The organism is Thermodesulfovibrio sp. TK500a, from assembly GCF_055381765.1.
Genome location: NZ_AP041606.1, coordinates 727,108 through 739,992, shown reverse-complemented (window position 1 = coordinate 739,992; position 12,885 = coordinate 727,108). Strand labels below are relative to the sequence as shown.

At 37.4% G+C, this 12,885-nt stretch carries 10 protein-coding genes; 8 read left to right on the top strand and 2 right to left on the bottom strand.

Going from position 1 to position 12,885, the window contains the following annotated elements:
• Nucleotides 1-11: 11 nt before the first annotated feature.
• Nucleotides 12-1,196: a tryptophan synthase subunit beta gene (gene trpB, locus ACZ430_RS03830; RefSeq protein ID WP_297211123.1), complete on the bottom strand. Its 1,185-nt coding sequence runs from the start codon at nucleotides 1,194-1,196 to the stop codon at nucleotides 12-14.
• 136 nt (nucleotides 1,197-1,332) lie between these two features.
• Between trpB and ACZ430_RS03825 the strand changes: the two genes are divergently transcribed.
• A complete protein-coding gene (locus ACZ430_RS03825; RefSeq protein WP_464910711.1) occupies nucleotides 1,333-3,549 on the top strand; it encodes an ATP-binding protein in 2,217 nt (738 codons plus the stop codon).
• 11 nt (nucleotides 3,550-3,560) lie between these two features.
• Nucleotides 3,561-3,977: a sigma-54-dependent transcriptional regulator gene (locus ACZ430_RS03820; RefSeq protein WP_297211118.1), complete on the top strand. Its 417-nt coding sequence runs from the start codon at nucleotides 3,561-3,563 to the stop codon at nucleotides 3,975-3,977.
• 3 nt (nucleotides 3,978-3,980) lie between these two features.
• On the opposite strand, the gene ACZ430_RS03815 is transcribed toward ACZ430_RS03820, so the two are convergent.
• Nucleotides 3,981-6,533, bottom strand: a complete 2,553-nt coding sequence (locus tag ACZ430_RS03815) for a PEP/pyruvate-binding domain-containing protein (RefSeq protein ID WP_464910710.1) — start codon at nucleotides 6,531-6,533, stop codon at nucleotides 3,981-3,983.
• A gap of 140 nt (nucleotides 6,534-6,673) precedes the next feature.
• Between ACZ430_RS03815 and ACZ430_RS03810 the strand changes: the two genes are divergently transcribed.
• The 6 genes from ACZ430_RS03810 to ACZ430_RS03785 are packed head-to-tail and all read left to right on the top strand — an operon-like array spanning nucleotide 6,674 to nucleotide 12,882.
• Nucleotides 6,674-7,414 carry a GntR family transcriptional regulator gene (locus tag ACZ430_RS03810; RefSeq protein ID WP_297211113.1) on the top strand — a complete coding sequence of 247 codons (741 nt, stop codon included), beginning with the start codon at nucleotides 6,674-6,676 and terminating at the stop codon, nucleotides 7,412-7,414.
• A 17-nt stretch (nucleotides 7,415-7,431) separates the two neighbouring features.
• Nucleotides 7,432-7,953, top strand: a complete 522-nt coding sequence (locus tag ACZ430_RS03805) for a CBS domain-containing protein (RefSeq protein ID WP_297211110.1) — start codon at nucleotides 7,432-7,434, stop codon at nucleotides 7,951-7,953.
• Between the two features lie 9 nt (nucleotides 7,954-7,962).
• Nucleotides 7,963-9,474: an SLC13 family permease gene (locus tag ACZ430_RS03800; protein ID WP_297211107.1), complete on the top strand. Its 1,512-nt coding sequence runs from the start codon at nucleotides 7,963-7,965 to the stop codon at nucleotides 9,472-9,474.
• Nucleotides 9,475-9,483: 9 nt separating this feature from the next.
• Nucleotides 9,484-10,194 carry a hypothetical protein gene (locus ACZ430_RS03795; protein ID WP_297211104.1) on the top strand — a complete coding sequence of 237 codons (711 nt, stop codon included), beginning with the start codon at nucleotides 9,484-9,486 and terminating at the stop codon, nucleotides 10,192-10,194.
• A gap of 9 nt (nucleotides 10,195-10,203) precedes the next feature.
• A complete protein-coding gene (locus ACZ430_RS03790) occupies nucleotides 10,204-11,937 on the top strand; it encodes an ArsB/NhaD family transporter (RefSeq protein WP_297211102.1) in 1,734 nt (577 codons plus the stop codon).
• Nucleotides 11,938-11,952: 15 nt separating this feature from the next.
• Nucleotides 11,953-12,882: a universal stress protein gene (locus ACZ430_RS03785; protein ID WP_297211100.1), complete on the top strand. Its 930-nt coding sequence runs from the start codon at nucleotides 11,953-11,955 to the stop codon at nucleotides 12,880-12,882.
• Nucleotides 12,883-12,885: the final 3 nt, after the last annotated feature.

Below are 12,885 nucleotides of genomic sequence, written 5' to 3'. Positions count from 1 at the left end.
CCCTGTTTTTTTCAATCTCCCCCTTTTATTCTTGCCACTTCTTGCACATCTTTGTCGCCTCTACCAGAGAGGTTTACGATTATTATTGCATCCTTTGAGAGCTTTGGTGCAACCTTTATAGCCTCAGCTACAGCATGGGCTGATTCAAGGGCTGGTATAATGCCTTCAAATTTACTCAACAGTTCGAAAGCCCGAAGGGCTTCCTCATCAGTGGCATAGGTGTATCTCACTCTTCCTGTATCTTTCAGATAGGCATGCTCAGGCCCGACAGATGCATAATCAAGTCCTGCAGAAACAGATTGAGTTTGAAGAATGTTTCCATCTTCATTTTCAAGGACGTAGCTCAGGCATCCTTGAAATATTCCCTTTGCTCCTCCAGCAAATCTTGCAGCGTGCAATCCGGTTTCTATGCCCTTTCCTCCTGCCTCAACTCCTATCATCTGCACATCTCGGTGAGGGAGAAATCCGCTAAAAAGCCCAATGGCATTACTTCCTCCACCTACACAGGCTATGAGAAAGTTCGGGAGTCTTCCTTCTTTTTGCAAAATCTGTTTTTTTGTTTCTCTTCCGATGACGCTCTGGAAAAATCTTACCAGTGATGGATATGGATGAGGTCCGAATACAGTACCCATTACATAATGGGTTGTCCTTACATTTGTTGTCCAGTCTCGTAATGCTTCATTTATAGCGTCTTTAAGTGTTTTAGAGCCCGAATCAACGGCAACGACCCTGGCACCAAGTAATTTCATTCTGAAGACATTTAGGGACTGCCTTCGGATATCTTCAGTTCCCATGTATATATCGCAGGAAACTCCGACAAGAGCTGCTCCTGTTGCAGTGGCCACACCGTGTTGTCCCGCACCAGTCTCGGCAATTATTCTTTCCTTATTCATTAGTCTTTTCGCAAGCAGAGCCTGGCCAAGGGCATTGTTTATTTTGTGTGCTCCCGTATGAGCGAGGTCTTCTCTTTTTAGATAAATTTTTGCACCGCCAAGATGCTCTGTAAGTCTTCTTGCAAAATAAAGAGGAGTAGGTCGTCCCACATAATCTCTGAGAAGACCTTCAAATTCATTATGAAACACTTTATCTTTTTTAAGCTTAAAGTAGACCTTTTCAAGTTCCTCAAGGGCAGGCATTAGTGTCTCTGGAACAAAACGACCACCATAGTCTCCGAAGTATCCTCTTTTTTTGCCCATGAAAAGTATTATAGCATATGGGATTTACTGTTTACCCTTGCCATCGGCTTAACATAATTTATATTTATCTTTTACTTTGTTTCGACATTGCAAAGACGGTCTGGGAATAGATGAAAAAATAGATTATAATTAAAAAGTGCCATTTCAAAAATTCATAGATAAATTACTCTCCTTTGTAGAGAAATATCATCCTTTCAATCTGAGATACTTTAAATTTTTAGTTACTGTAATCATGTTTATTCTTCTCAGTATGGTTCTTGTCTTAGGCTGGATGTCAACGCATAAGATTAAAGAAATCGTTACAGAAGACTTTAATCAGCAACAGCTAATGCTTGCAAAACACGCAGCAAGCCAGATAGAAAACTCTATAGACTTGCTTAAAAGAGAGATTACTCTTCTTAGTCTTTCTCCAGCAATTCAGTACTCGGAGAAACCCGCCTTAATTAATCGTTTAAATATCACCTTTTCAAGCGTAAAATACGAAGGGGTAAGAGAGATAAAATTCATTGAGGCGAAAAATCATAAAGTATATAAAATCATGGAAGACAAGAAATGTCTCACCGAAGAGATAAAAAAAGATGAAAAATATTACTTACAATGGGCATCTGATGAGAAGAATAAAGGAGAAATACTTTTTACTGAAATAACCAAATGCATCGATGAAAATTCACGAGACCTTATTATAAATATGGTCATTCCTGTCTGGCAGGTATCCGTAGATGAATCCCATCCTGTGCCAACTTATAAATTCTCAGGAGCTATTGTTTTTACTACCGATGTGACATATCTTGTAAGCAAAGTAACTAAGAAAATCAGGTCTGGAAAAACAGGATATTCCTGGGTAATAGACCACAACGGGATTTTTCTATACCACGAAGAAGAAAGTTTCATAGGACAGAATGCCTTTGAGGCAAGAAAAGGTAAAAAACCGACAATTTCTTTTGCGAGGATAAACGAAATTCAGAGAGAAAAAATGCTTAAAGGCGAGGAAGGCACGAGTTGGTATGTATCGGGCTGGCATAGGGGAGTTGAGGGTGAAATAAAAAAACTCATAGCCTATGCACCTATTAAGCTTAAAGAAAAACCTCAGACTGTAGTTTGGTCTATAGCTGTTGTAGCTCCTATAAGTGAGGTAGAAGGGGCAATTCACACAATTCAAACTCAGCAGATGGTTCTGCAGGGTATAATTATCGCAATTATTCTCTTTGGTGGGCTTTTTATTAATTTCATACTTGTAACATGGTCAAATATTCTTGAGAGAGAAGTCACTAAGAAGACTATTGAACTAAAAAAGTCAGAAGAGAAATATAAGTCTATAATAGAAAATGCCGAAGACATAATACTAACAATCGACAGCGAGGGCAAAATTCTATCGATAAATAAATTTGGTTTAGATTTCTTTAAAAAGGATGAAAAAGAGCTTTTAGGACAAAATATAGTGGACATTTTTGTCCCCGAGGGAGTCATTTTAAGTATAAATACAAAGAAAATTTTCAAAACTGGCGAAAGCAAGCAGATAACCCACAGAATAAGCACCAGTGGAAAAGACTACTGGTTCAATACGAACTTGAGAGCTCTCAGAGACGAAGGGGGAAATATCTATTCTGTCATGGCTATTTCTCGTGACATTACAGACAGAAAGAAAATGGAAGAACAGAGTTATTATACCGAAAAGCTCGCCTCCATCGGCACTCTTGCTGCAGGTGTGGCACACGAGATTAACAATCCTCTTGCTATCATATTAGGTTTTACTGATATTTTGCTTGAGAAAACTCCTCCTGATTCGCAGGAGTATGACATTTTAAAAACAATTGAAAAACAGGCAACAAATGCAAAAAGAATTGTAGAAAATCTCTTAAGTTTTGTAAGGCATAAGGAACACAAAGAACAGCTTGTAAATATAAATGAGTGCATAAATAGTGTCCTTGATGTGATGAATAATACAATAGCAATAAATAATATTGAACTGCGAAAGCAGATGCAGCCAGATTTGCCTCATGTAAGAGGAGATGCCGGTGAGCTTCAGCAGGTATTTTTTAACATAATAAATAATGCCATATATGTAATGAAGGGTGGTGGAGTTTTAACGGTCTCTACAAAATACGACGGACACTGGATTGAAATCTGTATTTCTGACACAGGATGCGGTATACACAAAGAGCATAGACAAAAAATATTCGATCCCTTCTTTACAACAAAAGAAGTTGGCAAAGGAACAGGTCTTGGCCTCTGGGTATCTTATAACATAATCAAAAAACATAATGGTATAATTACATTTGAAACCAAAACCAAAGAAGAATCGGAGCAAACAGGGACTAAATTTATAATAAGATTACCAGCAGAAAAGGAGTAAAGGAGGTAACAATGGCGGAGAAGATTTTAATAGTTGACGATGAGCCGGACATGCTTAAACTTCTCAGTATGATTCTAAGAGAGAAAACCCCATATGAGATTACGACAACTAACAATCCCATTGAAGCAGTTGAATTGGCTAAGGAGGGTAATTTTGACCTTGTAATAACAGACCTAAAAATGCCAGGCCTTGATGGATTACAACTTCTTGAAGAGGTAAAAAAACGTGATGAAGATGTGCCTGTAATAATAATAACGGCATACGGAACGATTGATGCTGCCACAGAAGCAATTGAAAAGGGAGGCTTTGATTTCATTACTAAGCCATTCAAAAAAGAGCAGATTCTGTTTACCATAGAGAAAGCTTTAAAGTGGTTAAGAGTTCAGCGGGAAAATAGAATGTTAAAGGAAAAACTCAAAGAAGTTTAAACTTTAAATATCTTTTACGTGCTTTTTGATAAAATCATCCGTATACATCTGAGCAACAGCGTCGTTGAAGAGAACCATGTCAAGTTGTTTTGTATAGGCAGTAAGCTTGCCAAGAATTTCAAGCCTTTTTTCTATTTCGGCTATGCTGTATTTGGTTAAGATAGCATCAATCACGTCTTCCTTTACTTTTACCCTGAAATTCATGGCTGTAAGAATAGTCTTGATTAGTTGAACTCTTCTTAACCTTCTGTCAATGGCAGCTCCTCCGCCTTTAAAGAAGAATTTAATATAATTGTCGTTTATATTTTCTCCTGTGTAGGCTTCAATCATTGAAAAATGATAGCCCAATCGAAGACTGAAATTCATATAGTTTTTTGTAACAATACAGAAGCTCTTTTTGGCTGTTTCTTTTAGTTGTTCTTCTGGTATTGATACAGTATGAGCTACCATCTCAAAAAAACCCTTTGCATCTACTGGTGGAGGTCCTGGCAATTGCATTGAGCGCATTCCTTTAAGTATTGCCTGAAAAGGCATAGAATAAATATCTTCAGGGGTAGCTTTTTTTATACCTTCCCTCAGGCCGCCTTCGATGTCAAGGACTAAAACTCCTATAGGAATACCTGCTACAAGTGGAACAGCGTGATGTTCGCTGTCATATTTATCCCACATGGTAAACATCTCATACATAACCATTTCATGACAGAATCGAGTAATATCATGATAAGTTTTACAGTTTTCAGGTTTGAAATCGTCAGTCGTAGGGTCTACAAGGTTAAGAGGAACAATTAATTTCAATACTCTTTCAAGTGTTTTGAATAAAAGAGTATCTCTGAAGGGTTCTTTCATATTTTGATGTGCCCTTATTAGTTCCTCTACTTTTCCTTCATAAATTACACAATTTGAGGCGTCTACTGTTATTTCCTGACCGTCTTTTATAGTTTTTGTCGCTATTTCTGTGTTTATGAGTGTTGGAATGTTATATTCTCTTGAAAGAGAAGCCATATGTCCCGTAGGACTTCCAACATCTGTAACAATAGCTGATGCTTTGTTCATTATCATTACATAACGAGGGTTGGTGTGCTTTGCTATCAATATAGCACCTTCAGGGAAGTTTTGTAGTTCATCTTCAGTCTTCAGTATAAAAGCTTTACCGTAGCCTATACCTTTACAGGCTGTAATACCACCATCAAGCAAGATTTTATAGCCTTTAATTCTTGTAGGAAGAAAAACTTTAGGTTCGGCTTTTCTTTCAACTATCCTCAGTGGTCTTGCCTGGAGTATAAAAATCTGCCCTTGTTGGTCAATTGCCCATTCAATGTCCTGAGGACAGCGGTAGTAATCTTCAATCTTTAGAGCTAATTCAGACAGAGATATCGCTTCTTTTTCTGAAAGAGATGGTTTGGTGGCTACATCAGGCAAAACTATTTCTTCAACAAGGCCTTCTTCTTTACAGATGAGCATTTTGCTTTGTTTGCCTGGAATTTTTTCAATTAAATTAAGCCCTTTTTCTCTTGAAACCACATAGGTTTCTGCATTTACAGCTCCATCAACTATTAATTTGCCCAAACCCTTTACAGCATTTATTATTATGTTATTGCTTTCAGGATTATTCGGATTTTTAGAATAAATAACACCACCTGCTCGGGCATTTATCATTTTCAACACTCCCACAGCCATTACCATTTCCTTTTCTGAAAAACCCTTTGTTTTATAATAGAAAATTGCTCTTTTGTTAAAAAGACTTGCTATGACCCGCTTGTAGTAGTATCCGATTAGATTTTCTGGAATATTTAGATAAGAAGAATACTGGCCAGCAAAGCTGAAGTCTGAATCTTCATGAATGGCGCTACTTCTAACTGATACGTAACATTTCTCTCCTTCTTTTGCAGCAAGTTGAAAATAGGCTGAATTTATGGCGTTTTCAATATCCTCTGGTAAAGAAGAGTTAATAATTAATTCCCGAATCTTCTTGCTTCCCTCTTCGATATCATTAATACTGTTTATATCAATCTCTTCTATTATCTTGGAGATTTTATCCCTTAGGCCAGCCTTTTCAAGAAATTTAACAAAGGCATAGGATGTAATGACAAAGCCATCGGGAGTTGGGAGTTTCAAAGTATTTCTTAACTCTACGAGATTAGCAATCTTACCCCCTGAAACAGTTCTTGAGGAAGCTTGAATGTCTTCGAGAGGTATGGCATAATCTACTATGGGTATTTCTATTTTCGAGGTAAGTATCTGTTCTATTTTGCTATCTATGTCTTTTTGAACCTGTTCTAATATTGAGTATTTGCCATCTGACAAGGCATTTAAATTTCGTATTATATCTTCGACGCCATCTTTTATTGCTTGAAATCCTCTCTTTATATAAGTCATATCAAAGAGATAATCACCGGTGAGTTTTTCTTCTAAGTCTGCCATAAGGCTTAAAACTTGATTATTGCTGGTCAGCACCCTTTGAAAATGGTAATATTTTTCTTTTAAAAGCTCTTTCAGTTTCTCTTTCTCCTCTGTTTTCTTCTCTTTACTCTTAAAAAGGCCAAATAAATCCCACATTTCTAAATTATAAACGATTTTAATTGCTTTATAATATATTTTTTTTTGACAAAGTCTTCAATTGATAGTATGATATATAAAATTACAATGTTACATTATAACGATATAATAATGTAATAACAAAATAATCAGAGGTAAAAATGGTTGAGTTAATTAGCAGAGATGAGCATGAGAAGTTGTATCTTCAGCTTTTCGAAATATTAAAGAGAAAGATTGAGAATAAAGAATGGACATCGGGAATGCAGATTCCTACGGAAGACCAACTCTGCAAAATGTTTAATGTAAGCAGGGCAACGGTAAGAAATGCTGTTTTAGAGCTTGTAAGGCAGGGATATTTAGTAAGGCAGCAGGGGAAGGGAACTTTTGTTAGCAGTAACTACATCTCCGAAGGAATGATTATGACAACAGTATTTAAAAAACTTTGGGTAGAGGATGATACGGTATTCAGCAAGGAGTTGTTAGCAAAGACAGTTATGATGCCCGTTGGTGATTTAAGTAAGGAACTTGAAATTCCTGAAAATAGGCACATCATCTACATAAAAGTGAGATGGCTTAAAGAAAGCGAACCGTCTATTCTTCAGGAATCTTTTATTCCTTTCAATGTCTGTCCACATTTAATCGAGGAAGACGTGGAAAATCAGTCAATAATCGACCTGTTTGAGAAGAAATACAGCATTAAAATAACGAAAGTTTTCAACTACTTTGACATTGTTACACTGAATAAAGAAGTCATACAGTCACTCAATATTTCTCAGAACGCCTTTGCAATTGAGATGATTCAGAAAGTTTTTTCTGGCAATACGGTCGTTCTTTTAAACAGGCTATACAAAAAAAATGATGGTAATAAACTGTTTATTGCTTTTCAGAGAAAAGCATTATAAACCTTAGGAGGTGGGGCATGTCAAACGGAAAATTAGTAAAGGATGTTATGATGGGAATATTTGAGTATCCTCATATTCCCTACTGGTTCAGTATTGAGCAGGCTATTAAGGTTGTGAAAGCTTCTTTTATTCAAACTCAAAAGCATATGGATCCTCTTGCAGTGCTCGTTTTTGATGAGAAGTATAATCTTCTGGGAACGGTAACGCTAAAGGATATTCTTAAGGGGCTTGAGCCTTCTTTCCTAAAGCCACCGACAAAAGCCCAGGTACCAGATGAGGAGAAAACAGGACTGAGCATAGTTTGGGATAGTCTTTTCAGTCAGGAGTCAAAAAAGCTTGCTCAAAAACCTGTAAGTGAAATAATGGTTCCAGCAAAATACTTTGTTGACTCTACAGACCCCGTTACAAAGGCGGCCTATCTAATGATTCACTATGACTTACCTGTTCTACCAGTTATTGAAGACAAAAAGAAGTTCGTTGGCATTGTTAGAATGGTTGAAGTATTCGACACAATCTCAGAAGAAATCATTAAGGAATAGGAGGAGGAAATGGCAGAGAAAAAGAAACAGGAAGGTTTACCTGAACCACCGTCAGAAATTTATGTGGCAGGAGAAAAGAGAAAAATCAACTGGAAAAGAATATTTTTTATATTTCTCGGGCTTGCCTTTTTCTTTGGTATTTATTTCTCTCCCGCATGGCCCGATGCTGTTGACCCAATGGGTAAGCATTTCCCTCTTACAAAAGAAGCAAAAGGTGCAATAGCTTTATTTTTACTTGCAGGTATATGGTGGGTTTTTGAAGTAGTTCCCATAGGCGTTACAAGTATCGCCATAGGTGTTTTTCAGGCTATATTTGCAATCCGTTCAGCAAAGGATGCTTTCCGTGACTTTATGGACCCTTCTGTTATGTTTATCTTCGGTTCAGTTGTTGTTGGACTTGCTTTCACAAAAACAGGACTTACAAAACGTTTAGCATACAATATGCTCAATGTTGTTGGTGAAAGAACAAGCATGATTGTTCTTGGTGCTCTGATTGTAACTGCGGGGCTTGCTCACTTAATGGCACATACAGCAGCGGCAGCCACAGTTTTTCCGATTCTTCTTGCTATAAATGCTCTTTATGGTGAAGGTGATAAGCCAACAAAGTTTGGTAAGGCACTTTTTATAGGAATGGCTTATGCTGCAGGTGCAGGAAGTATTATTACCTTTCTTGGTGCAGCCCGTGGTCCTGCAGCAGCAGGTATGTTTAAGGAGTTTACCGGAAGAGACATTGGATTTTTTGAACTTACCAAATATATGTTCCTCATTGGCTGGATAATGGTTTTCCTTATATGGGTTTATCTGATGATATTCCTCAAACCTGAAAAAAATATCATCCCAGGCCTTAGAGAAAAAGTAAAGACCATGATGAAAGAACTCGGTCCTATGACAGGACAGGAAAAATTTGTAATAATCTGCGTTGCAGCTGTAATAGTAGTAATGTCCCTTCAGTCCTTTGTTCCAGCTCTTAAACCCCTTGACCGTTCTGCTATAATGCTCTGTTCCACATTGCTTTTCTTCCTCACAGGTGTTCTCACAATAAAGGAGCTTGAGGATATTCCGTGGAATATAATACTTCTATTTAGTGGTGCCATGAGTATTGGTTTCTGTCTTTGGAAAACAGGTGCAGCCCAGTGGATGGCAGTTAACTGGCTTGTAATGTTTCAGCAGGCACCGTGGATTATATTTGTTATTGGTATAGCCACCTTTGTTCTCATAATGACCAATTTCATAATGAATGTGGCAGCAATAGCCATATCCCTTCCTGTATCTCTTGTAATTGCCCAGTATCTCGGTGTAGCACCTGATGTAATACTTTATGCATCTCTGGTCACAGCAGGAATGCCCTTTTTACTTCTAATAGGTGCAGCTCCCAATGCTATTTCCTATCAGTCAGGACAGTTTACTCCAGGAGAGTTTTTCAAACACGGTATTACAATGAGCATTGTCTTGATTTTAGTTCTTGCTATATTTCTCGTTACAGTATGGCCTATTTTGGGAATGCCTATACTTTTAAAATAGGGGTGGGACATGAAGTTTGAGAAAACTTTAAACAAGCTTTTTGGTAAATTTTACAAAGAGGATGATTTTATAAAAGTGACTTTTGAAAAATTAAAAAAATATGATTTTACCTATGAAAATGCCATTGCCTCTGTTTGTCTTTGTAGAGATGAAATTTGTCAGCCTGTTATTGAACAGATAAGAAAGGTTTGGGGTGAGGCATTTAACTTTGCCAGTCTTGCCGGTCTTTTCACAGCTGGCAAGACTGGTATGAAAGCCTTTATCAGCCATGCACCCGCCATAGCGGATAGGGAACACTATGTTTTTTACGCCTTCTCTCATGTTGCCATTGATGAAAACGGCATTGCTGGTGTTTGTAAGAGAAAGGGTCTTGAAAGCTCCCATGCCTGTGGTGCCCTCTGTAATTTTCATGGCGAACTTTTAAATGGTAAACTTAACCTCAAGCTTGATGAAGATGACATGGAGATGAGTTTTCTTCGAAGAAGAATGCTTAGGGAGATTAAATTTGGAGAAGTTCCAGACCTTATATCCCTTACAAAAACCAACCTCTATGTTATCCTAAGTGATTTAGAGCAAATCATAAAAACAGTAGTTGACTCCAAAAAAGCTGACTATGCAGTATTTTCAGGCATTCAAGTTCATGGACCAGAGGAAAATTACATCGTGCCGGATGACTCTTATGTGTCTGTAAACGGTAGAAAGAAAAAATTAGAAATTTAAGGAGGAGTCATGAAAAAGCTGCTTATATTGTTTCTGCTTCTTTTTGTTTTTAATGTTTCAGCCTTTGCCTTAGAAGCAGAAAAGCCAAAGGAAAATGTTGATATATTCTTTATTTCAGGTTCAATTCTTGATTCCCACAAAGAGCCTGTAAGAGATGCCGAGATAAGTTTGCTTGTCAATGGAAAGCCCCATAAATTAATCACTGACCACAAAGAGACGGATAAAACTCTCACTTCCTCGCATGGAACTTTTCAAATGAATTTTTATCTTGCCAAAGGTGAGATTGACAGCGCAAAGATAGAGATTGAGATTGTAAAGAGTTCTTATAAAAAAACAAAGGTTGAGTTTAAAAAGGACGACTTTGCCCAGAAAGGAAATGAATTTTACATTAGTAAAGACATAATGATTGAGAGGCATCTTGGTCCTGCCTTCTGGATAGCAACTGGTGTTTTCTTACTTGCCTATGCACTGATATCTTTTGAGCTTCTCCATAGAACAGTAGCTGCCATGATAGGTGCAGCAACAATGCTCATACTTACCTACACACTTGGCACCTTTAATCCAGAGTTTCATATAATCTCCTTTGAGAGAGCCATTCAGGCAATTGATATGAATGTAATATTTCTTCTCATGGGAATGATGATTATAATTGGTGTCCTCAAACATACAGGAGTTTTCCAGTGGTGTGCTTACATGTCCTATAAAATTGCAAAGGGTAACGTGATGACTCTTGCAATAATTTCTTGTTTTTTCATTGCAGTCACCTCTGCTTTTCTTGACAATGTCACTACAATGTTACTTTACACTCCTGTTCTAATAGAGATTGCAATAGCCCTTAAGATTAATCCTTTATCTCTCTTAATTCCCGGAATAATGGCATCCAATGTAGGTGGAACTGCAACTCTTATAGGTGACCCACCAAACATAATGATTGGTTCATACACAGGGCTTACATTTATGCAGTTCGTCTATGCCTTAACGCCAGTAGTTATTATAAGTATGATAGCTCTTGTTATTTACAACAAGTTTTTCTACTCAAAGGAATACAAAAAGGGCAAAGTTGAGGACATAAACGCATTTATCAGTTACTTAAGGGAAGAATACAAAATCACAGACAAAACCCTTCTTGGATATGGACTTTTCATAATGGCTCTTGTTGTATCTTTCTTTGCAACCCATGGCTACTGGCATATGGAAGTCTCTATCCCCGCCCTTTTTGGTGCAGGTCTTCTTTTTACCTATGCAGTTGTGACAAAGAAAGTCAAAATGCTTGAACTTATTGAGAAGGATATTGAGTGGACAACACTGCTATTTTTTATCTTTCTCTTTATAATTGTCGGTGCTGTTGAGGAAGCAGGACTTCTCGCAGTAATTGCAGACTGGGTTCATAATCTCTCTGCAGGAAATCTCACTGTTGCCATATGTTTGATACTCTGGGTATCTGCCATAATGAGTGCCTTTGTTGACAACATTCCCTTTACAGCTACGATGCTTCCCATAGTTGCCTATCTTAGCAAGGTAATTCCAGGAGCAGAAAGTAATGTGCTCTGGTGGGCACTGGCACTTGGTGCATGTTTTGGTGGAAATGGAACGCTCATAGGTGCTTCAGCTAATGTTGTGACAATCGGAATTGCCGAGTCTGCAGGGCATAAGATAAGCTTTTTTGGTTTTATGAAATATGCCTTTTTATATATGATAATCAGTGTAGCCATCTGCAATGTATGGCTATTGCTTTTTTACTAAAAAGGAGGTTTGAAGATGACAACATGTTCCTTTGAAAAAGTTTTACTTCCAGTTGATAGAAGCGAAAACTCTCAGAGAGCAATAAAGTTTGCCGGAGCACTTCTTTCAGAGGCAACCTCTTCAGAAGTAACACTTCTTTATGTTATGACAGGAGGATATTTGAGCGATAGAATGAAAAACATTGATTTCAGGGCAGAATTGATAAAAGAAACGCAGACATTTAAAAAAATTCGAGAAAAACACATAGAGGAAAACATCTTACCTTTTCTCACAGAATATGAAAATGATATTAAAAAACTTGGCTTTAAGGGAAACATTTTGAAAGTTATAGAAGAGGGAGAGGCAGGAAATAAAATTATAGAGTTTGCAAAAGATAAAAAAATCCCTACATTAGTAATGGCAAGAAGAGGCATGTCAGAGTGGAAAGGCTATATTTTAGGAAGTGTTTCAAATAAGATAATTCACGGTTTGCTTAATCAAAATATCTATATTGTGGGACAGAAGATAAAAGAAAACCCATTGGCTCGAATTCTTCTTCCCGTAGATGGTTCAGAGTATTCAATGAGAGCAGTTCAACATTTAGCCTGTATAGGAAAAATAGTAAAGGCGATACAAAAAATTACAATTCTTAGAGTAATCAATGTCTCTCTCTATCTTGAAAGAGTAAGGCAGGGAATTGACCCAGAGGCTGAAGCAGAGGAAACCCTTTCATTAGCAAAGAAAATTTTAGTTAATGAAGGCATTAAACCAGAACTAATTGAGACAAAGAGTGTTGCTGGATTTCCCAAAGACGAAATAGTTAAAGAAGCCCAAGAAGGTGGTTATGACCTCCTATTGATTGGAAGAAAAGGTCGTTCTGCCATCAAAGACATAGTTTTAGGTGGTGTAAGCTCCTCGATTTTAAACAACTGTTTTGAACAGACAATTGCGATAATTAATCAGTAGGTG

Bases quoted from the DNA above. Each gene is read 5' to 3' on its own strand.
- trpB (WP_297211123.1), bottom strand. From the start codon at position 1,196: ATGGGCAAAAAAAGAGGATACTTCGGAGACTATGGTGGTCGTTTTGTT.
- ACZ430_RS03820 (WP_297211118.1), top strand. From the start codon at position 3,561: ATGGCGGAGAAGATTTTAATAGTTGACGATGAGCCGGACATGCTTAAA.
- ACZ430_RS03815 (WP_464910710.1), bottom strand. From the start codon at position 6,533: ATGTGGGATTTATTTGGCCTTTTTAAGAGTAAAGAGAAGAAAACAGAG.
- ACZ430_RS03810 (WP_297211113.1), top strand. From the start codon at position 6,674: ATGGTTGAGTTAATTAGCAGAGATGAGCATGAGAAGTTGTATCTTCAG.
- ACZ430_RS03805 (WP_297211110.1), top strand. From the start codon at position 7,432: ATGTCAAACGGAAAATTAGTAAAGGATGTTATGATGGGAATATTTGAG.
- ACZ430_RS03800 (WP_297211107.1), top strand. From the start codon at position 7,963: ATGGCAGAGAAAAAGAAACAGGAAGGTTTACCTGAACCACCGTCAGAA.
- ACZ430_RS03795 (WP_297211104.1), top strand. From the start codon at position 9,484: ATGAAGTTTGAGAAAACTTTAAACAAGCTTTTTGGTAAATTTTACAAA.
- ACZ430_RS03790 (WP_297211102.1), top strand. From the start codon at position 10,204: ATGAAAAAGCTGCTTATATTGTTTCTGCTTCTTTTTGTTTTTAATGTT.
- ACZ430_RS03785 (WP_297211100.1), top strand. From the start codon at position 11,953: ATGACAACATGTTCCTTTGAAAAAGTTTTACTTCCAGTTGATAGAAGC.